Origin of the sequence: Bordetella sp. 15P40C-2, assembly GCF_009763235.1 — a bacterium.
Classification (GTDB): domain Bacteria; phylum Pseudomonadota; class Gammaproteobacteria; order Burkholderiales; family Burkholderiaceae_B; genus Bordetella_A.
Map to the genome: position 1 here is coordinate 48667 of NZ_WSJA01000012.1, position 20950 is coordinate 69616.

A 20950-nucleotide genomic window follows, 5' to 3' on the forward strand; every position below is an offset into this window, starting at 1 on the left:
CCGCGCTTTTTTATGCCTAACGATCGCGCCCCAAGCACGCCTCTTGCCAGTGCCGCCCACGGGCCGCTCCGCCTGGCGCCTTCATCGCGTGCGTCCTGAAGTTGCCTCCTGCGGGCGCCACGTGCCAGGGTCGCCTGGCACCACCACCGAGAGCCGCTCTATCTGAGATCAACTCTCGCCATAGCGAGCCGCTGCAACGCCGGGCTCGGGGTCCGGATGTTTGCCAGCGTGCTCGATGATGTAACCGAAGCTGCGGCCATTTTCGGCCGCGAACGTGACCACGTCCGCGCACACCGAAGCAATTTGCGCCGCATCGTCAGTCAGCGTCGGATCGCCCGAATGCAGCTTTGATAGCCAGAGAACGACACCGGTCTTCTGATCCAGCACCGTGTCGCACAAACAATCGTACAGCGCGTCGAAATTCCCGCCGAAATACTCGGGAAAATCCACGGCTTTGGCAATGGCCCGCAGCACCGCGGATCGGCTACGAGCGCGATCGCACTCGGCCACCATGAACGCCAAGCCCAACTCGCGCGCGGCATGATCCACGGCCTCTTTTTGCAGATCGCCCTGTTCAATAGCGCCACCGCTAGTCAACTGGCGCTGCAACGTAGACTGGCCATTTTGCGTCATGCCTGGCCCTCCCTGAAAAAACCTAAGACATCTTCGCTACGCCGCATCGTATCGGCATAGCCCAATTCGATCAATCGCCGCGTGTACGTGCCTTCGAACAGCAAATAGGACATTAGGGCACCACCGCTTGCATGGTCAGGGTCGGACGATACACCGAGTACGCGGAAAAGGGTACGGGGTTCGATGGGCATATCGGACAAATAATCGAGCGCCAGCAGGTCAAGCGACTGGCTGGGCGTCAGGGTCAGCACGTTCACCCGGCGGACGCCGCCGCCCACGGCAGGGTCATGGCCGATATAGCCGACTAGCTCATTAATGCGCTCGAGCCGCTCCACGTCCATCGACAGACCATCCAGGAAAATCGTCGAAAGCACATGGCCACCCACCTGCGCGAGGCTAGGATACGGCGGCGCAGCGTCGCGGTTTTCCGGATGGGTCTCGTCGAGAAAATTGGTGCCTATGACCAATACGCGCGTGGCACCCAAATGGATCGCCGGACTGATCGGCGCAAGCTGGCGGATGGAACCATCGCCACACCATTCACGCTGGCCTTGCACATCGACGGCCTGGGCGGGAAAAATAAAGGGAATGGACGATGACGCGAGCAGGTGTTCTACGCCGAGCCGCACCGGCAACGCCCGCCGCAGCGAACGACGCCATGGATCGATCGTGCGTTTTGCCTGGTAGAAGGTCAGATGTTCGCCGCTATTGAACCCGAGCGCCGTGATCGCCAGTGCATTGAGCGCGCCTTGGTCCAGATTCGTCTGTAAATGCTCGAAATCCAGGGCCCCAGTCAGAAGTTCGGCCAGGGGTCCATTGTCCAGCAACGAACGCGGCCGCTCTCGTCCGAAGCCAGCAAACATCCATCCCAAGGCCATGAGCCCCAGCCAGCGCACCCCGGTCTTAATCAGACCGGGTGCATCGGCGCGATACACCATGCCGGTATGCAACGTTTCCCAGAGTTGCTGCATGCGCTCGACGGCAGCATGAGGCTGATCGGCGCGGCAGGCAAAGGCCGCCGCATTAATCGAGCCCGCAGAGGTCCCGCAGATGATAGGAAACGGGTTAGGAAACCCCGGGTCCCTGACGGGGTTCAGGATGTCCATGATGGCGCGCAGCACGCCGACCTGATACGCGGCGCGCGCGCCACCGCCTGTCATGACCAGCCCCGTCTGGGCACGGGGCGGGTCGGAAGCGGACTCCAAATTACTTGGGAACGTTGGCATCCACAACGACCAAAGCGGTCATGTTGACGATACGGCGCACGGTCGCACTGGAAGTCAAAATGTGCACCGGTGCATTCGCGCCCAGCAGGAACGGCCCCACGGCCACGTTGCCGCCCGCTGCGGTCTTCAGCAGGTTGTAGGCGATATTGCCGGAGTCCACGTTCGGGCAAACCAGCAGGTTCGCGGCGCCCTTGAGCGTCGACGACGGCAGAATGCGCGTGCGCAGCGCTTCGTCCAACGCGCAGTCGCCGTGCATTTCGCCGTCGATCTCCAATTCAGGGTCGGCTTCGCGTACCAGCGCCAGGGCTTCGCGCATCTTGGTGCCCGACGATGAGCTGCCCGTGCCGAAGTTTGAACGCGACAGCAACGCGACCTTGGGCGCCAGGTTCAGGCGGCGCATTTGCTCGGCGGCCAGCAACGTGATCTCGGCAATCTGCTCGGCGGTCGGATTGTCATTCACGTGCGTATCGACCAAGGCAACCACGCGCTCGTCCAGCAGCAGCACATTCATGGCCGCATAGACGTTCGTGCCAGGGCGCTTGCCGATGACTTCATCGATGAAACGCAGGTGCTCGGCATAGGAGCTGACCACGCCGCAGATCATGCCGTCGGCTTCGCCACGATGCAGCATCATTGCGCCGATCAAGGTCAGGCGGCGGCGCATTTCCACGCGGGCCATTTCCTTGGTGATGCCGCGACGGCACATCATTTCCCAGTAGGTCGTCCAGTACTGGTGGAAACGCTCGTCGTATTCGGGGTTGGTGACTTCGACGTCCTCGCCCAGGCGCAGGCGCAGGCCGTACTTCTCGATACGCGCGGCCAGCACGGCGGGGCGGCCCACCAGCACGGGCTTGGCCAGACCTTCGTCCACCACCACTTGCACCGCACGCAACACGCGTTCGTCTTCGCCCTCGGTGAAGACGATGCGCGCCTTGCCGCCATCGCGCACGAAGCTCTTGGCAGTCGAGTACAGGGGCTTCATGAATGCGCCCGAGTGGTAGACGAATTGCTGCAGCTGTTCGACGTAGGCTTCCAGATCATTGAGCGGACGCGTGGCCACGCCGCACTCCATGGCGGCCTTGGCGACGGCGGGCGCAATGCGCGTGATCAGGCGCGGGTCGAAGGGCTTGGGAATCAGGTACTGCGGCCCGAAGCTGATGTCGTAGGTGCCGTAAGCCGCCGCCACCACTTCGTTTTGCTCTTCCTGCGCGAGTTTGGCGATGGCGTGTACCGCGGCCAGCTCCATTTCGCGCGTAATGGTCGTCGCCCCGACATCCAGCGCGCCACGGAAAATGTAGGGGAAGCACAGGACGTTGTTGACCTGGTTCGGGTAGTCCGAACGGCCGGTCGCCATGACGATATCGTCGCGCACGGCGTAGGCGTCTTCGGGCAGGATTTCCGGGTTGGGGTTGGCCAGCGCCAGGATGACCGGACGCGGCGCCATCTTGGCGACCATTTCGGGCTTGAGCACGCCACCGGCCGACAGGCCCAGGAACACATCCGCGCCGTCAATCACGTCGGCGAGTTTACGGTGCTCGGTTTTTTGCGCGAAGCGGGCCTTGTCCGGGTCCATCAACGCGACACGGCCCTCGTAGACCACGCCCTCGATGTCAGTGACCCAGATATTTTCCACGGGCACGCCCAGATCCACGATCAAATCCAGACAGGCCAGCGCCGCCGCGCCCGCGCCGGAGGTCACGATCTTGACCTTGTCGATGTCCTTGCCAACGACCTTCAGGCCATTGATGAAGGCGGCCGACACACAGATGGCGGTGCCATGCTGATCGTCGTGAAAGACGGGGATTTTCATCCGCTCGCGCAGCTTGCGTTCCACGGTAAAGCACTCGGGGGCCTTGATGTCCTCGAGGTTGATGCCACCGAACGTCGGTTCCAGGCCGGCAATGATTTCCACCAACTTGTCGGGGTCGGTTTCATTGATCTCGATATCGAACACGTCCAGGCCGGCGAACTTCTTGAATAGAACCGCCTTGCCTTCCATCACGGGTTTGGAGGCGAGCGCGCCGATATTGCCCAGACCCAACACCGCCGTGCCGTTGGTGATCACGCCCACCAGGTTGCCGCGCGCCGTGTAGCGCACGGCGTTGACCGGATCGTTAACGATTTCTTCGCATGCCGCCGCCACGCCGGGGGAATACGCCAGCGCCAGATCGCGCTGGTTAGACAGTTGCTTGGTCGGCGTGACCGAGATTTTGCCGGGGCGGCCGGACTCATGATAAGCAAGTGCGGCTTGGCGAAGGTTAGCGTCCATTTTGCGGGCTATGTAGTTGATCCACGAAGGGGGAATTCTAGCTTACAGCTTGGAATATCTTACTCCTGGCGGTGGGGCAGCCGGGGATGGCCGGACGATACATTGTCATCGCAGCTGCGATCGGATGGGCCTGAAAGTCGCAGCGCTTGCGCCCCCTGGATCAAACCCCGGCACCCAAATCCAGAAACAAACCCGAAGGGTCGAATGCATCCTTGATTTGCCTTTGCAGCCGTTGCGCCATCGCGATGGTCTCAGGTGCCTCCCGATGGGCGGATGGCACAGCATCTGTGTGCGACGACACGCTGGACCAAACCTCTTCGGACACAACCAGCGTCACCGCCTCCACCCAAGCCAGCTCACCGTGATGGCCAAGCAAGAGATGCGCCAGATTAACCTCGGCCGGCGCGGCGGGCAGCATCGCGTCCAGCCGGTATCGACATGGCCAGACATCGGCGCTACGGCAGGCGCGTGCGTCAGCGCCAGCGGCCAGTTGAAACAGAAACGGGATCAGCTTCTGCACCGTGGCGGACCGCAGCGGTCGGGAGTCGCATTCACCGAACGGCCCGAGCGTTTCCATCGTGCCGTCTGATAACAACACGTCGATGGCTACCACCCCGCTTTCTGCCGTTGCTCCCGGCCGCCAGTCATGGGCCGTGGCGAGCCACACCCCCACGGAGCAATCGGGCGGCGCATCGCGAAACTGATTCAATCCCGCAGCAACGAGATCACCCAAACGACACCCGGGCTCGGCGATCACATGACCCGCAATGGCGCCGGGCGACAAACCTGTCAATAGACGTGTATCCATGCTGAGCACGGGCCCGTCGATTTGTTGGGAAAGCCTTTCGGACTCGACCGGATTCAAATCAAAGGCTCCGGCGCCTGTCTTGTTAAAAGCGCCATCCTCATGGTCGGAAAGCGCTCCCCTTTTGTTGAGCCGATCGTCTGCCCAGGACATTAGCCTCAGCCGCACACCGAACTCGGCGCACAGTGCGCGCGCGTGACGGGCGTCCGCGCGATGCGCGGGGATCAAGGTCGCGCGGCCCGGCTGATTGGCGTCGTGGCGCACACGCCCCTCGACCCCGCGCTCCAGTCCCTGGATAAAAGCTTCCCAACGCGTACGAGGGCGCTGGCGGCCGAACAGAAACGCGCGCCGCGATGGCTGCATCTACAATTCCTTTTTTGCTTTGAGAATCACCATGCCACGCCTTGCCCACCGTTCACAAGACTTCCTCACGTTTCATGCCGTCGAGGTGTTCAAGGAGGCGCAGGCACTGCAGGCGGCTGGCCGGGACATCGTCAGTCTGGGCATCGGTGAGCCGGACTTTACCGCGCCCCCGAAAGTCGTGGAAGCCCTGGACCGCGCCGCGCGCGCCGGTTTAAGCGGCTATAGCGCCCCGGCCGGGCTATGGAGCCTGCGCGAAGCCATCGCCAGGTTTTACGCGACCAAATTCGGCGCCGAGATCGACCCGGCGCGCGTGATCGTCACCTCCGGCGCCTCGGGGGCCTTATCGCTGGCGTGCTCCGTCTTGGTGGATGCCGGTGCGGAGGTGTTGATGCCCGATCCATCGTACCCCGCCAACAGCAATTTCATCCTGGCCGCCGGGGGACGTCCGCGATTGATCCCCAGCACGGCCGAAAAACGGTTTCAGCTGTCCGCCGACGATGTGCGCCAGCATTGGACCGCCCAGACGCGCGGCGTGCTGATTGCCTCTCCCAGCAACCCCACGGGTACCAGTGTCACCCGCGAGGAAATGGCGACTCTGCTGGACGCGGTGCGCGAACGCCAAGGCTTCGCCATCGTGGATGAAATTTATCTCGGACTCAGCTACGAACAGGACCCGCGCTCGGCGTTGACGCTTGATGACAACGTCATCGTGATCAACAGCTTTTCGAAGTACTTTCATATGACCGGCTGGCGCCTGGGCTGGATGATCGCACCGGCGCACCTGGCCGGCGAGATCGAGAAAATCGCCGCCAGCCTGCAGATCTGCGCCCCGACGCCGGGTCAGCATGCCGCCTTGGCCTGCTTCGAGCCCGATACGCTCAAGGTCTATGAACACCGTCGCGAGGCCTTCAAACAACGGCGCGACTACCTGCTGCCCGAATTCGAGCGCCTGGGACTGCACGTGCCGGTAAAACCGGATGGTGCTTTTTACATCTACGCGGATATTTCGGCGCAGGGCGTCGACAGCATGACGTTTGCGCACCGACTGTTGCACGAGGCGGGCGTAGCCGCCGTGCCCGGCCTGGACTTCGGCCCCGCGCATGGCGATCGCACCATGCGTTTTTCCTACGCGACCGGTTTGGACCGCCTGGAAGAGGCCGTGCGGCGCATTGCGCAAGTGGTGTGACCGAATCGGGAACGTAACGGAGCACGCGCTGGCCATGAGCCATGGCCAGCACGGCGGAAACCCTGGGGTATTAGTCGCGTGCCAACGCGATACCTGCCGCCAACGCCAGGCGCCGGCGCTCTGCCTGCACCTTGGCGCCGTACCCACCATCGCTGGGGCCAGTCGCCCCAACATAGCAAGCCAAGCCACCCTCGAGCGAGCCTCGACGGTTGATGCAGTCCTTCAGGATAGTGCTGCCCACGCGGATATTGGAAACCGGGTCCAACGCGTGCGCGCCGTCGCCAAGTTTTTCAAATTTGTCCTTATGCACGCGCGTCATGACCTGCATCAGGCCTTGTGCGCCCACCGAACTTTCCGCGAACGGGTTGTAGCGGGATTCGATCGCGATGACGGCCAGCAACAGCAGCGGGTCCAGATCTTTCTCGCGCGCCACCTTGTACACGGCATTCACCAGCACGCCGGTGGCGTCATAGGCCACGCGGTACTTGCGCGAGATATAGTTGCGCAAGGCCTCGGCCTGGGAGTTCGACATCAGCTTGGACGAACCCTTCTTGGGGGCCGGAGGCAGTTCGCTGCGCAAGGGCCCCAGAAAACCTGTGGCGTGGCTCGTCGGCGCAGCGGGGATGGCCATCGCTACAGCCGATGGAGGGGTTTCATAGAAAAGGTCACCGACTTCGGCCAGTGGGCCGGAGGTGACGGAGGAAGGCGCTAAGGCGGTCAACAAGGCTTTGTGCACGTGCAGGGCCTGGTCGCGCAAACCAGGCAAAGCAAGACTCATGCTGATGGTGACGATTACTGCGATACCGAGGTAGGTACAGCAGATGCGAGACCATTCTGCAAGACGGTGATGCACTCCTTGGGCGGACTGTCGCAACAACCCTGCCACTGACGCATCGGGCATGGAGACCTCCTGCGTGGGTAAAAAAGACAAGCCTTAGATGTTAACCTCTCTTTTGAGTTGAATCTGTAACGAAATTACGTGGATCTGTCGTGAAATACCGTGACCTGAGAGATTTTCTGCAGCAGCTGGAGCAGCGCGGCGAGCTCAAGCGCATTGCTACGCCCGTGTCGACGAACCTCGAAATGACCGAGATTGCCGACCGAGTGCTGCGTGCGGAGGGTCCGGCACTGCTGTTCGAGCGGGCCACGCACAACGGCGCCCCGGCGACGATGCCTGTCTTGGCCAACCTGTTCGGCACGCCCAAGCGAGTGGCCTGGGGCATGGGCGCGGAAGACGTGAGCGCCCTGCGCGATACCGGCGAACTGCTGGCGTCCCTGCGCGAACCGGAAGCCCCGCGCAGCCTGCGCGACGCCTTTGGCAAGGTCGCCATGCTGAAGTCGGCTCTGTGGGACATGGCGCCCAAGCGCGTGCGCAGCCCTGCCTGCCAGGAAATCGTTTGGGAAGGCGATGACGTGGACCTCAGCCGCCTGCCCATCCAGACTTGCTGGCCGGGCGATGTCGCGCCGCTCTTGACCTGGGGCCTGGTCGTCACGCGTGGCCCGAATGCCAAACGGCAGAACCTGGGCATCTATCGCCAGCAGCCCATTGCGCGCAACAAGCTGATCATGCGTTGGCTGTCGCACCGCGGCGGCGCGCTGGATTTTCGCGAACATGCCAAGGCGTATCCCGGCAAACCTTTTCCCATCGCGGTAGCGTTGGGCGCCGACCCGGCGACGATTCTGGGCGCCGTAACGCCTGTCCCGGATAGCTTGTCCGAATACCAGTTCGCCGGACTCTTGCGCGGCTCTCGTACCGAGGTCGCGCAGGCGATTGGCAGCGACCTGTCGGTGCCTGCCTTCGCCGAGATCGTGCTGGAAGGCCATCTGCTGCCCGCCAGCGATCCGCGGGCCGTGGCGCCTACGCCGCCCGATGGCGCTCCCCCCTGCCCCGATACGGGTTACGAGATGGCCCTCGAAGGCCCCTACGGCGATCACACGGGCTACTACAACGAGCAGGACTGGTTCCCCGTCTTTACCGTCGACCGCATCACGATGCGGCGCGACCCGATTTATCACTCCACCTACACGGGCAAACCGCCAGATGAACCGGCCGTGCTCGGGGTCGCGCTCAACGAGGTCTTTGTCCCCTTGTTGCGTCGTCAGCTTCCGGAAATCGTCGATTTCTACCTGCCGCCCGAGGGGTGCAGCTACCGTCTGGCCGTCGTCTCAATCCGCAAGCAGTATCCCGGCCACGCCAAACGCGTGATGTTCGGCCTGTGGAGCGTGTTGCGCCAGTTCATGTACACGAAATTCATTGTCGTGGTGGACGAGGATATCAACCCGCGTGACTGGAAAGAAGTCGTGTGGGCCATCACCACCCGCATGGATCCGGTGCGCGATACGGTCATGGTGGAACGCACCCCGATCGACTACCTCGATTTTGCCTCGCCGGTATCAGGACTGGGCGGCAAAATGGGCATGGATGCGACCAACAAGTGGCCCGGTGAAACCGACCGCGAATGGGGCCGTCCGATCACCATGGACGATGAGGTCAAGCGCCGCGTTGATGCGATGTGGGGAGAGTTGGGGCTATAAGCCCTAAAGAACACGGGGGCGGCCGGCGCGCCTCCCCCAGACCATTCGTCGAACGCCTCTCGGAAGGGGATATCCCCCGCCGCCACAAGATCGTGAGCCCTGAGGCTAACTTTCCCGGCCCAGGCACACGTTCCTGTCAGACGTCCCGAGACGCAGCGTCGCTCGCGTGCCGCCAGGCCCGGAACGCTTGCCAGCCCAAGAACGCACCGCCGGCCAGTTTGAGCAGGCCAAGCTTTTTGCCCCGTTTCATCAAAAAAGCGGACACGGTGGAGCTGATCACGGGATAGCGCCGCGCCAGGGACACGCCCTGCCAGAGCAGCCCCGTCACATTGCTGCGCCCGACGCTGGGTATCCAGCGTTTGACGAGATTGCCCGGAGACAACGAGCGCGTGGTCGCCGCGATATCGTAAGCAAGCGACTCGCGTTCGAGGGCTGCGCGTGCGCGCAGCAACTCGATCCGTACGGCGCGTTCGATTGCAGGTGATTTGGACATAGATCAGCTCCCCACCTGACGCGCTGCCGCGACACGGCGGGCGCGCGCGCTTTGCGCACTGTGTGCAACGTCTTCATCAGAGGCGTCGTCCGAATCCTCGTCACCCTCTTCACGCGCGGCACGTACGCGAGCCAGCAAATCGGCGTCGCGGCCCAGCTCTTCGATCGTTGCCGCGAATGGCACCGGGCCGAAAAGCAATTGACGGCGTAACGCGAGTAGCAAGCCGATGCCCAGGACCGCGTATACCGCCGCCAACACACCCAGGGCCATATAGCGGTTCTCGGTCGGCCAGAACGCCACGGCGACCATTACGGTGAACACCAGCACGGCGAGCGTCACGAACAGCAACGCCGCGAAGGCCATCCCCAGTACTTTGACCAGGCGCGTTTTTTCCTCGGCTGCTTCCAGCGCGAGCAATTCCAGACGCGTGCGCAGCAGCCCGATAAGACTGCTGGCCACGCCGGTGACGGATGTACGTAATCCCATAATCGAGAGCCGGCCGGCTGTCGAAGCCGGCCCCGGCTATTAACGACGCGAGATCAAAAGACCCAGGAGCAGACCGGCCACGCCAGCCAGCCCGATGGCCTGCCACGGATTGTCATGCACATAGTCGTCGGTGGCGCGCGCAGCCTTGCGGCCGCGCTCCATGACTGCATCCTGCGCGTCGTAGAGTGCCTCGCGGGTGCGTCGCAGGGAAGCCATCGCGCGATCGCGCAATTCCGAGGCTTTATCACCCGAACTAGCGGCCGCCTCGCGCAGGAGTTCTTCCGCATCGTTCAAGCTGCTTTTCACGCTGTCGATGAGTTTTTCTTTCGCAGCGTCGTCCGAACGTCGTGTCAGCATAAGAGCTCCTTATGAAGTAAGTCGATGACAAGTTGATCATACCAGCCTGTTACAAAAACCGCAGCAGCGGCGCCAACTGGCTGGCAACTAAATATGAACGGTGGTTTGTAGCGCAAGCCGTCACTTGATACTGGTGATTTCCACCGCGGATTTCAAGCCACCCTGATCGATGTCTTGGCGCATGACCAGGTCCACCTCGGGGCAGAACCAGTCGGTCACCGTGGTATTCATGCCAGGAATCGGCAAGCTCAGGCCTTTAAAGGTCGCCATGGTCGGATCCGTGTCGCGCGTGTAGCGGATCGGCCAGCAGGCCTTGCGACCCAGCGCAGTGTCGATCGACTCGCGCGAACCCACGGTCTTCTCGCCAATGCGCACCACAGTGCTCGGCTGCCCGCCTACCGGCGCAGCCTTGCCGATATTGAGACGATATGTCGCCCCCGGCATGCGCTGACCGGTTTTGAGCGTTTTGCCGTCATAGGCGAATAACCCGAGCATGCGCAGATCGAACTGCCCTTCGCTGGAAGGACGCTCTCCCGCATCGGCGTACCGGACAAAGCTGGCTTGGCCCTGCTTGATTGTCATCAGGTAGTCCAATTTGGACTTGCTGGGTGGCAATCCCGCGTAGCTGAACGTCGCGTCGCCCCGCACACGGGCGCGGCAGTTGGTGGCATCGGTTTTCGAAACGTCCGAAAAGCTCAGATCGGTGCCGAGTTTGAGATTGCCCGTGCCGGTCAATTGCACGGCGCCGCCATTGTGCATGAATGGGGCATCACACACTCCGGCCATGGCGTTGGTCGTCACGCCGGCACAGGCTGCCAGCAGCCAGAAAGAAAAGGATTTCGCCGACACCGGGGCTCCAGACTAAAGAAAGAGATAAAGGATGCTACACCGGTTTCCCGAGACGCCGCGTTTCAAGCCGTGTGTATTTCGAGCGGGTTGCAAGGTAGGTTACGACACGGCGCGCACCTGGGCTACTGCCTCGGCCGTCGGAGTCCCCACCGGGAGCGCCTTTATCCCTTAATCACTCACAGCTATATCAATCCAAAAAATCGGACGTTGTAGGCAGGATACCGCCTCCCTATGATCGAACCTGTATGCGGGCTCGTCCCGCCAGGCTGATCACTCATGAAGCTTTTCCCCCTATTTGCCGATTTGCAGGGCCGTCGCGTGCTTGTTGTGGGCGGCGGCGAGGTCGCGGCGCGCAAGGTACAGGTATTACTGGAAGCGTCTGCCAATGTGCTGGTCGGCGCGCCGCAGTTCATCCCCGAGCTGGCCGAACTCGCCGCCGAGGGCCGCATCCGCCTGGTCGTGGGTGCGTTTGAGCCGGAATGGCTGGACGATGCCTGGTTGGTCATCGCGGCCACGGATGACCGCTCCGTGAATGCCGCTGTGTCCGCCGCTGCCGAGGCAAGGCGAATCTTCAGCAATGTCGTGGACGATGCGGAACTGTCTGCGTTCCAGGTGCCGGCCATTGTGGATCGCTCGCCGCTGATCGTCGCGATTTCGTCATCGGGCGCCGCGCCCGTGCTGGCCCGGCGTTTACGCGAACGCATCGAGTCGCTGTTCGATCATTCGTTGGGCACACTCGCTACGCTGGCCGCGCGCCATCGCGCCCGGATCCGCGAGCGCCGCCCTGACTTAAAGCAGCGCCGCCGTTTCTACGACTGGCTCATGGATGGGCCGGTCGCCACGGCGCTGCGGCAACAGCAACCCGCCGAGGCCGAGCGGCTGCTGCAGGCGGAATTGGATCAGCCGCAAGCGCGCAGTCAGGGCAGCGTGGTTCTGGTCGGTGCGGGCCCGGGCGATCCGGGGTTACTGACGCTCAAGGCACTGCGCGCATTGAACGAGGCCGACGTTATTTTGTACGACCGGCTCGTCAGCCCCGCCGTCATGTCGCTGGCGCGTCGCGATGCGGTGCGTATCGCCGTAGGCAAGCTGCCCGGTGAGGATCACAACGCCACGCAAGCGCGGATACACGCGTTATTGGTCGAACATGCCCAGGCTGGACAGCGCGTTGTGCGTTTGAAGGGCGGTGACGCTTTTATCTTTGGCCGGGGTGGCGAAGAGCTGGAGCATCTGCGCGCGCACGGCGTGCATTACGAGGTCGTGCCCGGGATCACCGCCGCGCTGGCCTGCGCGGCCTACGCGGGGATTCCGCTCACCCATCGCGATCATGCGCAGTCGGTGCGTCTGGTGACCGCACATTGCCGTGACGAGGAAGACAACCTGGATTGGACAGGCCTGGCCCGCGCCCATCAGACGCTAGCGTTCTATATGGGCGTGGGACAACTCGAGAATTTGACTGCGCGGCTGATCGGTCACGGCCGCTCGCCAGCCACGCCTTTCGCGTTGATCGAAAACGGCAGCCGGCCACAGCAGCGTGTCATCGCTGGCCGGCTAGACGAGCTGGCCGCCGTGGCGCGTAGCCACGACGTCAAGGCGCCGGCTTTGCTCGTTGTAGGTGAAGTCGCGGCGCTTGCGCGCGAGCTGCATTGGTTCGGCCAATACGAGGAAGGTCGCCGCGTGGCGCTGGCGGCTTAAGGCGCGCCATGACGCGCGCCGAACCCGTTATACCTGCTTCTGCGTGGTGCCAAAAATACGGTCGCCGGCATCGCCCAGGCCCGGCACGATGTAGCCGTCTTCATTGAGGCCCTCATCGATCGACGCGGTGTAGATATTGACGTCGGGGTGACGATCCAGCACGGCCTTGATGCCAACGGGCGCTGCGACCAGCACCAGTGCGCGGATCTCGCGGCAGCCGGCGCGTTTGAGCATATCGATCGTGGCGAGCATCGATCCGCCAGTGGCCAGCATCGGGTCAACGATGAGCGCCAGACGCTGATCGAGTTCGCCAACCAGACGTTCCAGATAGGTATGGGCCTGCAGGGTTTCCTCATTACGGGCCACACCGACCACGCTCACCTTCGCGCCGGGAATCAGGCTCAGTACGCCATCGAGCATGCCGATACCGGCGCGCAAAATCGGCACGACGGTAACTTTTTTACCGGCGATTTTTTCGACCTCGACACTGCCACACCAGCCTTCGATGGTGGCAGGCGCCAGCGGCAGGTCCTTGGAAGCCTCATAGGTCAGCAGCGCGCCGACTTCCTGGGACAACTCGCGAAAACTCTTGGTGCTGAGGTCAGCGCGACGCATGATGCCAAGCTTGTGGCGAATCAGCGGGTGACGAATTTCATGCACGGGCATGTGCGAAGGTCTCCAAAAACAGGGGGTGGCGTAGCGGCCAGGGCAATTCCGTGGAATTTTAGCGCGCCCGCAACGGATACGACCGATGCCGCGCGCACGGTACGATTCGCGGGCAGCGGCAAGTACAGCCACTGTGTCGGCTATTTCGACGTCAACCAACCGATCAGCGCATCGTTAAACGCCCGGACCGCCGCTGCCTTGGGATCATTGACCATGCTGACCACGACGTAGCGCTTGCCACTGGCGCCCTGTACATAGCCGGCTACCGCTCGCACGTCGCGCAGCGAACCCGTTTTCAAATGCGCCATGCCCAAGGTTCCATCGTCGCGCAGGCGGCGGCGCATCGTGCCGTCGATCCCGGCGATTGCGAGCGAGGACATGAATTCGGGCATCAACGGAGACTGCCATGCGGCCGTCAGCATCGAGGCCAGACTTTGCGCCGACACCTGGCCATTGCGCGACAGGCCGGAACCATTATCCAGAATCAGTTCCGGCATGCTTAAGCCCTGCGACGCCAGCACCGACTTGGCGACGATTTCGCTGGTCTGCGGCGTGGCGGGTCGAGCGCCGCGCTCGGCGCCCAGCGTGAGCAGCACCGTGCGCGCCATAACATTGTTGCTTTGCTTGTTGATCTGGCGGATCGCTTCGGTCAGAGGCGGGGATTCATGCGAGGCGAGCACGACCGCATCGGCCGGCACCTTGCCCGCGCGGACCTTGCCGGTGAACGAGCCACCCAGTTCGCGCCACAGCAGGCGAAACAGCGCTTCGGCGAGTTCGGGTTGCGACAGCGCCAGGCGATACAGGCTGAATTCGCCACAGGATCCCGCGACGGTGCCTCCTAAACGGATCGTGACGCCCTGCTGGGTCAACACCGGCTCGGTCGTGACCGCAGGGGGCCCCGGGCAGCGTGCGGTACTCCAATTCACCTGTCCTTCCAGCCGCAACCCCGGCAAGGGAGGATCGATGACGGGAATCCATTTTTGCGCGACAGGGTCCGGGGCGAAGAGCAAGCGCAGCGCGCCAAAGCCCACCATGAACGCGTCCGGGCTGGCGTTATAGGCGCGATCCCCCGCGCCATCGAAAGCGCCGGGATCGATGGCCACGTCGCCAAAAATACTGCGATCGACCACCAGATCGTTGATCGTCTTCACGCCGCGCAAACGCAGCTCGCGTAAAAGGACCCACAGGTCTTTCATCATCAAATACGGATCGCCGCCCGCACGCAGGTAAAGCGGCCCTTTGAGCACGCCATCGGTGTTATAGCGGTCGCCGGGCTCGATCAGAAAGTCGGTGCGCCAGATGTAATTCGGGCCCAGCTCAGACAGCGCCGCCCAGGTGGTGACCAGTTTCATGACCGAGGCCGGATTGCGCGGCTCGTCGGCGTTGATTGCCATCAGGCGCGGGCCACCGAGTTCCTGCACGACGACCGATAGCGCGGAGTCGGGCAAGCCTGATGCCTTCCAGGTGCTGGCGAGCTCGGCGGGCATCGCATCCTGGGCGCGCGCAAACCCTGGAACTATCGCCGCGAAACTCGCGAATAGCACTACGCCCGCCCCCATCCATCGGGTGATGCGCTTTCTGCTCTGGCTGATCCAACTTGTCATGCTTTGCCCGCCGCGATACGAATAAGATCGAAACCGCAAGCATACTCAACCTGCCGATACAATATGCCCCAATCCGCGCCCTCCGCCCTGCTTAGTCGGGCGGCGTCCTGGCGCCTTACCTGAATGTCCTCGCGTGTCCACCACTTTTACCGTTTCCGACTTTGATTACCACCTGCCGCCCGAGCTGATCGCTCAGACGCCCGCGGCGCAGCGCGCCGGCAGCCGTCTCTTGCATCTGGATCCGCAAGGCGCGCTGCATGACCGCCAGTTCCCGGATCTGGCCAGTTTGCTGCGCGCCGGCGATCTGCTGGTGTTTAACGATACCCGCGTGATCAAGGCCCGATTGACCGGGCAGAAAGCCACTGGCGGCAAGATAGAAGTCCTGGTCGAACGCATCGTGGAACCGAACCGAGCGCTCGCGCACGTGCGGGCGAGCAAATCACCTGGGCCCGGCACGACGCTGCGCCTGGCCGATGCGTTTGACGTCACGGTGCTGGGCCGTGCGGGAGAGTTGTTCGATCTACGCTTTCCCGAACCGGTCCTGAATTTACTCGACGCCCACGGCGCGACACCCCTGCCGCCTTACATCACACACGCGGCCGACGCCACGGACGAAGATCGCTACCAAACGGTTTACGCCCGCGAGCCGGGCGCGGTAGCGGCGCCGACCGCCGGCCTGCATTTTGATGAACCCATGCTGGAACGCCTGGCCCAGCTGGGCGTGGAGCGCGCATTCGTCACCCTGCACGTAGGCGCGGGCACGTTCCAGCCGGTGCGGGTCGAGAACATTTCCGACCACATCATGCACGCGGAGTGGTACACCGTCAGTCAACCGGTGATCGACGCCATCGCCCGGACGCGCGCCCGTGGCGGCCGCATCATCGCGGTCGGCACGACCAGCGTGCGCGCGCTGGAATCGGCGGCCGCGCAGAATCCCGCCGGCCCGGATGCGCCCCTGACGCCGATTCAAGGAGACACCCGGCTGTTCATCACGCCCGGCTATCAGTACCGCGTGGTGGATGCCCTGGTCACCAACTTCCACCTGCCGCAATCGACGCTCTTGATGCTGGTGTCGGCGCTGGCGGGTATCGAACCGATCCGCCGCGCCTATGCGCACGCAGTCGCCGAACGCTATCGCTTCTTTAGCTACGGCGATGCGATGTTTATCGAATCCCCTGCTGCCTGATCTCATGACTGGACTGAATTTTGAACTGCTGGCCACCGACGGCCAGGCGCGCCGCGGCCGCATAACGCTGAACCATGGCGTGGTCGAAACACCCATCTTCATGCCGGTAGGCACCTATGGCAGCGTCAAGGCCATGCTGCCGCACGAGCTGAAAGAAGTCGGCTCGCAAATCGTACTGGGTAACACGTTCCATCTGTGGCTGCGCCCGGGCACCGAGATCATGGAGCGCCATGGCGGCCTGCATGGCTTTATGCAGTGGGACAAGCCGATTCTGACCGACTCGGGCGGGTTCCAGGTCTTTAGCCTGCAAGGCATGCGCAAGATCACCGAGGAAGGCGTGAAATTCGCCTCGCCCATTGACGGTGCCAAGTTGTTTCTGACGCCCGAGGAATCCATGCGCATTCAGCGCTCGCTGAACTCGGACATCGTCATGGTGTTCGATGAATGCACGCCCTATCAGATCGAAGGCCGCCCGGCCACGACCGAGGAGGCCGCGCGTTCAATGCGTATGTCGCTGCGCTGGGCCCGCCGCTCGCGCGATGAATTCGACCGGCTGGAAAACCCGAACGCGCTGTTTGGCATCGTGCAGGGCGGCATGTACGAGTCCCTGCGTGACGAATCGCTGGCGGGTCTGACGGATATCGGCTTTCATGGCTACGCGATCGGCGGCCTGTCGGTGGGCGAACCCAAGGAAGACATGATGCGTATCCTGGCGCATGTCACGCCGCGTCTGCCCCAGCACGCCCCGCGTTATCTGATGGGCGTGGGCACACCCGAGGATCTGGTCGAAGGTGTCTCGCGTGGCGTGGACATGTTCGACTGCGTCATGCCGACCCGCAACGCCCGTAACGGCTGGCTATTCACCCGCTACGGCGACGTGAAGATTCGCAACGCCAAATACCGCGACGACACGCGGCCGCTGGACCCCAGCTGCAGCTGCCACACCTGCCAGCATTTCTCGCGGGCCTATTTGCATCACCTGCAGCGCGCCAATGAAATCACTGGCGCGCGTCTGAACACGCTGCACAATTTGCACTTCTATTTGACCATCATGGGCGAGATGCGCGAAGCCATCGCCAGTGGGACGTTCGATGCCTGGCGTGCCAAATTTGCGGCTGACCGGGCACGTGGGATCGATTAGCGAATAACCTCGCTACAATAGTCGGCTTGCCCGGTCCAAGGCTCGCGCGGGGGACGGGCGCCTACAACAACCTTTCATAATTCGACCCGAACCATTCAATCAGGAGATTTTCCATGTCCGTTCTCGATACCGCCGGCGTCATTCTGGCCCAGGCTGCCCCCGAAGGGGGTGGCGCGCTGATGGGCATGCTGCCCATCGTGCTGATGTTCGTGATCCTCTATTTCTTGATGATCCGTCCGCAGATGAAGCGTCAGAAAGAACACCGCAACCTGGTTGCCAACCTGGCCAAGGGCGACGAAGTCCTCACCGCTGGCGGCCTGTTGGGCAAAGTCTCCAAGGTGACCGACACCTACCTCACGCTGGAAGTCGCCGAACTGGCCGACAAGCCCGTGGAAATCCTGGTGCAGAAAACCTCGGTCTCGACCGTGCTGCCCAAGGGAACTATCAAGTCCCTGTAAGTGTCTGACCCGGCCCCCTGTGTTCCAGGGGGCCGTTTTCCGTTACCTCGCATGAACTAGCTGCCAATGAACCGCTATCCTCTCTGGAAGTACATCACGGTGCTGGTCGCGGTCATTATCGGCCTGCTTTATACCCTGCCCAATTTCTACGGCGAGTCTCCCGCCGTGCAGGTGTCGAGCGCCAAGGCCACGATCAAAGTCGACGAAGCCATGCTCGGCCGGATCGACCAGATTCTGACTGCCGGCCATATTGCGCCCGAGAGCGTCTATTACGAACAAAACGGCACGCTGGGCACGATACGCGCCCGCTTCGCGTCGACCGATATTCAGCTCCAGGCGCGTGACCTGCTCGATCGGTCGTTGAACCCGAATCAGGACGACCCGCAATACACCGTGGCGCTTAACCTGCTGCCCGCTTCGCCGCCGTGGATGCGCGCGCTGGGGTGGTTCGAGCCCAAGCCGATGTACCTGGGTCTGGATTTGCGTGGCGGCGTGCACTTCCTACTGCAAGTCGATATGCAGGGCGCGCTGCAAGCCCGCTACGACTCGCTGGCCGCCGACGTGCGCACCACGCTGCGGGATCAAAAAATACCGGCGCAAGGCGTCGAGCGCGTGGGCGACTCCGTCGTTGCCACGTTTGCCACCGCCGGCGAGCGTGATCGTGCCGAGAGCGCATTGCGCGGCCGGCTCGTTGACCTGGAGTTCACGACCGGCGAGGAAAACAATCGCTTTACGCTGACCGGCATGCTGAGCCCCACCGCCGTGGCCCGCGTGCAAGAATCGGCGCTCAAGCAGAACATCAACACCTTGCACAACCGGATCAACGAGCTGGGCGTGGCTGAACCGGTGATCCAGCAGCAAGGCTCGGATCGCATCATTGTCCAGTTGCCGGGCGTGCAAGACGTGGCCAAGGCCAAGGAACTGCTGGGCCGGACCGCCACCCTGGAAATCCGCATGGTGGACGACTCGCCCGCGGCGCAATCGGCATTGATGGGCGGCACCGTGCCGTTTGGCCTGGAGCGTTACAACGACCGCGATGGCCGTCCCATTCTGGTGCGCCGCCAGGTCGTGCTCACGGGTGAAAACCTGCAGGACGCCCAGCCGGGCCGCGACTCGCAAACCCAGCAAGCCGCCGTGCACCTGACCCTGGATGGCAAGGGCGCGCGTATTTTCCGCGACATCACGCGCGATAACGTGGGCAAGCGCATGGCCATCTTGCTGTTCGAAAACGGCAAGGGCGAAGTCGTCACGGCCCCGGTCATCCGCAGCGAGATCGCCGGTGGCCAAGTGCAGATTTCCGGCAGCATGACGGCCGAGCAAGCCGCCGACACGGCGCTACTGCTGCGCGCGGGCGCCTTGGCCGCCCCGATGTCCATCATCGAAGAGCGCACCATCGGCCCCAGCCTGGGCGCGGAAAACATCGAAAAGGGCTTTGACTCCACGCTGTATGGCTTCCTGGCCATCGTCGTGTTCATCGTTCTGTACTACCACTTGTTCGGGGTTTTCTCGGCCATCGGCCTGACGATGAACGTGTTGCTGCTATTGGCGCTGTTGTCGATGCTGCAGGCGACGCTGACGCTGCCGGGTATCGCCGCTATCGCGCTGACGCTCGGTATGGCGATTGACTCGAACGTGCTCATCAACGAGCGGATTCGTGAAGAACTGCGCAACGGCGCCACGCCGCAGCAGGCGATTCATCACGGTTTCGAACGGGCGTGGGGCACGATTCTGGACTCGAATCTCACCACCCTGATCGTGGGCGTGGCGCTGCTGGCGTTTGGTTCCGGTCCGATTCGCGGCTTCGCCGTGGTGCACTGCCTGGGTATTCTGACTTCGATGTTCTCATCGGTGGTCGGCGTGCGCGCGCTGGCTAACTTGTGGTACGGCCGCAAGAAAAAGCTCACCAGCCTGTCGATCGGCACTGTCTGGAAACCCGAGCAGAAACACTGACCTGTGCGGGCGGCTCAGGCCGCCCGACATCGATAAGAATCAAGGCGAAACATGGAATTTTTCCGTATCCATCGCACCATCCCGTTCATGCGCCATGCGCTGGTGCTGAACATCATCAGTCTGGTGACGTTCATCGCGGCGGTGTTTTTCATCATTACTCGCGGCTTTCACCTGTCGATCGAATTCACCGGCGGTACGGTGATGGAGGTCAGCTACGCGCAAACCGCGCAGCTCGACAATGTGCGCTCGGCGGTGTCGGAACTGGGCTATAGCGATTTTCAGGTGCAGAACTTTGGCACCTCGCGCGACGTGATGATCCGCTTGCCGGTGACCGAAGGCCAGACCTCGGCCACGCAGAGCGAGGCTGTCATGGGCGCGCTCAAGGCAGCTGATCCCTCAGCCGAGCTGCGGCGCGTCGAATTCGTAGGCCCGCAAGTCGGTCAGGAGCTGCTGCACAACGGCCTGATGGCGTTGCTGTTCGTGGTGATCGGCATCATGGTCTATCTGGGCTTCCGATTCGAATGGAAGTTCGCGGTCGCCGGTGTGATTGCCAACCTGCACGACGTGGTCATCATTCTGGGCTTTTTCGCCTTCTTCCAGTGGGAATTTTCCCTGTCGGTGCTGGCGGGCGTCTTGGCAGTGCTGGGCTACTCGGTCAACGAATCGGTCGTGATCATGGACCGGATCCGCGAGAACTTCCGCAAGTATCGCAAGGCCAGCGTGCAAGAAGTGATCAACAGCGCCATTACGCAAACCATTTCGCGAACCATCATCACCCACGGTTCGACGCAGATGATGGTGCTGGCCATGCTGTTTTTCGGCGGCCCGTCGCTGCACTACTTCGCACTGGCGCTGACGATCGGGATTTGGTTTGGTATTTACTCCTCGGTCTTCGTGGCAGCCGCATTGGCAATGTGGATGGGCGTCAAGCGCGAGGATCTGGTCAAGCCGGTCAAGAAAGAGGGCGAAGTCGAGGTCGTCTGATTCTATCTGGCTAGATAGCGCACAAAAAAGGCGCCGCAGCAAAGCCGCGGCGCCTTTACTTTTGCGC

General features: G+C 62.5%; 19 protein-coding genes. 8 read left to right on the forward strand and 11 right to left on the reverse strand.

Translation table 11 applies throughout. From position 1 onward, the window contains the following. Positions 1-168 precede the first annotated feature (168 nt). The 4 genes from GOQ25_RS04820 to GOQ25_RS04835 all read right to left on the reverse strand — a co-directional run bounded on the left by GOQ25_RS04820 (position 169) and on the right by GOQ25_RS04835 (position 5296). Positions 169-633 carry a barstar family protein gene (locus GOQ25_RS04820; protein ID WP_160349313.1) on the reverse strand — a complete coding sequence of 155 codons (465 nt, stop codon included), beginning with the start codon at positions 631-633 and terminating at the stop codon, positions 169-171. Continuing rightward, positions 630-1793 (reverse strand): patatin-like phospholipase family protein, encoded by a 1164-nt coding sequence (locus tag GOQ25_RS04825; RefSeq protein ID WP_160349416.1) that lies wholly within the window; start codon positions 1791-1793, stop codon positions 630-632. The genes GOQ25_RS04820 and GOQ25_RS04825 overlap by 4 nt, the downstream gene beginning before the upstream one ends. Before the next feature lie 46 nt (positions 1794-1839). Next, on the reverse strand, positions 1840-4128 hold the full coding sequence (locus GOQ25_RS04830) for an NADP-dependent malic enzyme (RefSeq protein WP_160349314.1): 2289 nt from the start codon (positions 4126-4128) through the stop codon (positions 1840-1842). Between the two features lie 160 nt (positions 4129-4288). Further along, positions 4289-5296, reverse strand: coding sequence for a hypothetical protein (locus GOQ25_RS04835; RefSeq protein ID WP_160349315.1), 1008 nt, complete (start codon positions 5294-5296; stop codon positions 4289-4291). 31 nt (positions 5297-5327) lie between these two features. Between GOQ25_RS04835 and GOQ25_RS04840 the strand changes: the two genes are divergently transcribed. Further along, on the forward strand, positions 5328-6482 hold the full coding sequence (locus tag GOQ25_RS04840) for a pyridoxal phosphate-dependent aminotransferase (protein ID WP_160349316.1): 1155 nt from the start codon (positions 5328-5330) through the stop codon (positions 6480-6482). 70 nt (positions 6483-6552) lie between these two features. Here the strand turns inward: GOQ25_RS04840 and GOQ25_RS04845 are convergent, their stop codons facing one another. After that, complete coding sequence (locus GOQ25_RS04845) at positions 6553-7383, reverse strand: transglycosylase SLT domain-containing protein (protein ID WP_160349317.1); 831 nt, start codon at positions 7381-7383, stop codon at positions 6553-6555. An 89-nt stretch (positions 7384-7472) separates the two neighbouring features. On the opposite strand from GOQ25_RS04845, the gene ubiD reads away from it, so the two are divergent. Further along, complete coding sequence (ubiD, locus tag GOQ25_RS04850) at positions 7473-9017, forward strand: 4-hydroxy-3-polyprenylbenzoate decarboxylase (RefSeq protein WP_160349318.1); 1545 nt, start codon at positions 7473-7475, stop codon at positions 9015-9017. A gap of 136 nt (positions 9018-9153) precedes the next feature. On the opposite strand, the gene GOQ25_RS04855 is transcribed toward ubiD, so the two are convergent. The 4 genes from GOQ25_RS04855 to GOQ25_RS04870 form a co-directional block, all read right to left on the reverse strand. After that, positions 9154-9510 carry a hypothetical protein gene (locus GOQ25_RS04855; protein WP_160349319.1) on the reverse strand — a complete coding sequence of 119 codons (357 nt, stop codon included), beginning with the start codon at positions 9508-9510 and terminating at the stop codon, positions 9154-9156. Positions 9511-9513: 3 nt separating this feature from the next. Continuing rightward, positions 9514-9996 carry a phage holin family protein gene (locus GOQ25_RS04860; protein WP_160349320.1) on the reverse strand — a complete coding sequence of 161 codons (483 nt, stop codon included), beginning with the start codon at positions 9994-9996 and terminating at the stop codon, positions 9514-9516. Positions 9997-10035: 39 nt separating this feature from the next. Then, the gene (locus GOQ25_RS04865) at positions 10036-10353 is read right to left on the reverse strand and encodes a YqjD family protein (protein ID WP_160349321.1); all 318 of its coding nucleotides are present in this window, start codon (positions 10351-10353) and stop codon (positions 10036-10038) included. A gap of 120 nt (positions 10354-10473) precedes the next feature. Next, positions 10474-11139 (reverse strand): hypothetical protein, encoded by a 666-nt coding sequence (locus tag GOQ25_RS04870; protein WP_160349417.1) that lies wholly within the window; start codon positions 11137-11139, stop codon positions 10474-10476. Between the two features lie 339 nt (positions 11140-11478). Here GOQ25_RS04870 and cysG point away from each other — a divergent pair, with 339 nt between their 5' ends. After that, complete coding sequence (gene cysG / locus GOQ25_RS04875; protein ID WP_160349322.1) at positions 11479-12894, forward strand: siroheme synthase CysG; 1416 nt, start codon at positions 11479-11481, stop codon at positions 12892-12894. Positions 12895-12921: 27 nt separating this feature from the next. Here cysG and upp read toward each other — a convergent pair whose 3' ends face one another. Further along, positions 12922-13560 carry a uracil phosphoribosyltransferase gene (upp, locus tag GOQ25_RS04880; protein ID WP_160349323.1) on the reverse strand — a complete coding sequence of 213 codons (639 nt, stop codon included), beginning with the start codon at positions 13558-13560 and terminating at the stop codon, positions 12922-12924. Positions 13561-13700: 140 nt separating this feature from the next. Beyond that, a complete protein-coding gene (gene dacB, locus GOQ25_RS04885) occupies positions 13701-15047 on the reverse strand; it encodes a D-alanyl-D-alanine carboxypeptidase/D-alanyl-D-alanine-endopeptidase (protein WP_236844489.1) in 1347 nt (448 codons plus the stop codon). A gap of 250 nt (positions 15048-15297) precedes the next feature. Here dacB and queA point away from each other — a divergent pair, with 250 nt between their 5' ends. The 5 genes from queA (at position 15298) to secF (ending at position 20883) form a co-directional block, all read left to right on the forward strand. Continuing rightward, on the forward strand, positions 15298-16350 hold the full coding sequence (gene queA, locus GOQ25_RS04890) for a tRNA preQ1(34) S-adenosylmethionine ribosyltransferase-isomerase QueA (protein WP_160349324.1): 1053 nt from the start codon (positions 15298-15300) through the stop codon (positions 16348-16350). Between the two features lie 4 nt (positions 16351-16354). Then, positions 16355-17491, forward strand: a complete 1137-nt coding sequence (gene tgt, locus GOQ25_RS04895) for a tRNA guanosine(34) transglycosylase Tgt (RefSeq protein WP_160349325.1) — start codon at positions 16355-16357, stop codon at positions 17489-17491. Between the two features lie 113 nt (positions 17492-17604). Beyond that, positions 17605-17949 carry a preprotein translocase subunit YajC gene (yajC, locus tag GOQ25_RS04900; RefSeq protein WP_160349326.1) on the forward strand — a complete coding sequence of 115 codons (345 nt, stop codon included), beginning with the start codon at positions 17605-17607 and terminating at the stop codon, positions 17947-17949. A 66-nt stretch (positions 17950-18015) separates the two neighbouring features. Beyond that, entirely contained in the window at positions 18016-19899 is a 1884-nt protein-coding gene (secD, locus tag GOQ25_RS04905; RefSeq protein ID WP_160349327.1) for a protein translocase subunit SecD, read from the forward strand. 51 nt (positions 19900-19950) lie between these two features. Then, positions 19951-20883, forward strand: a complete 933-nt coding sequence (gene secF, locus GOQ25_RS04910) for a protein translocase subunit SecF (RefSeq protein ID WP_160349328.1) — start codon at positions 19951-19953, stop codon at positions 20881-20883. Positions 20884-20950: the final 67 nt, after the last annotated feature.

Bases quoted from the DNA above. Each gene is read 5' to 3' on its own strand.
- GOQ25_RS04820 (WP_160349313.1), bottom strand. From the start codon at position 633: ATGACGCAAAATGGCCAGTCTACGTTGCAGCGCCAGTTGACTAGCGGT.
- GOQ25_RS04825 (WP_160349416.1), bottom strand. From the start codon at position 1,793: ATGACAGGCGGTGGCGCGCGCGCCGCGTATCAGGTCGGCGTGCTGCGC.
- GOQ25_RS04830 (WP_160349314.1), bottom strand. From the start codon at position 4,128: ATGGACGCTAACCTTCGCCAAGCCGCACTTGCTTATCATGAGTCCGGC.
- GOQ25_RS04835 (WP_160349315.1), bottom strand. From the start codon at position 5,296: ATGCAGCCATCGCGGCGCGCGTTTCTGTTCGGCCGCCAGCGCCCTCGT.
- GOQ25_RS04840 (WP_160349316.1), top strand. From the start codon at position 5,328: ATGCCACGCCTTGCCCACCGTTCACAAGACTTCCTCACGTTTCATGCC.
- GOQ25_RS04845 (WP_160349317.1), bottom strand. From the start codon at position 7,383: ATGCCCGATGCGTCAGTGGCAGGGTTGTTGCGACAGTCCGCCCAAGGA.
- GOQ25_RS04855 (WP_160349319.1), bottom strand. From the start codon at position 9,510: ATGTCCAAATCACCTGCAATCGAACGCGCCGTACGGATCGAGTTGCTG.
- GOQ25_RS04860 (WP_160349320.1), bottom strand. From the start codon at position 9,996: ATGGGATTACGTACATCCGTCACCGGCGTGGCCAGCAGTCTTATCGGG.
- GOQ25_RS04865 (WP_160349321.1), bottom strand. From the start codon at position 10,353: ATGCTGACACGACGTTCGGACGACGCTGCGAAAGAAAAACTCATCGAC.
- GOQ25_RS04870 (WP_160349417.1), bottom strand. From the start codon at position 11,139: ATGGCCGGAGTGTGTGATGCCCCATTCATGCACAATGGCGGCGCCGTG.
- cysG (WP_160349322.1), top strand. From the start codon at position 11,479: ATGAAGCTTTTCCCCCTATTTGCCGATTTGCAGGGCCGTCGCGTGCTT.
- upp (WP_160349323.1), bottom strand. From the start codon at position 13,560: ATGCCCGTGCATGAAATTCGTCACCCGCTGATTCGCCACAAGCTTGGC.
- dacB (WP_236844489.1), bottom strand. From the start codon at position 15,047: ATGCCCGCCGAGCTCGCCAGCACCTGGAAGGCATCAGGCTTGCCCGAC.
- tgt (WP_160349325.1), top strand. From the start codon at position 16,355: ATGACTGGACTGAATTTTGAACTGCTGGCCACCGACGGCCAGGCGCGC.
- yajC (WP_160349326.1), top strand. From the start codon at position 17,605: ATGTCCGTTCTCGATACCGCCGGCGTCATTCTGGCCCAGGCTGCCCCC.
- secD (WP_160349327.1), top strand. From the start codon at position 18,016: ATGAACCGCTATCCTCTCTGGAAGTACATCACGGTGCTGGTCGCGGTC.
- secF (WP_160349328.1), top strand. From the start codon at position 19,951: ATGGAATTTTTCCGTATCCATCGCACCATCCCGTTCATGCGCCATGCG.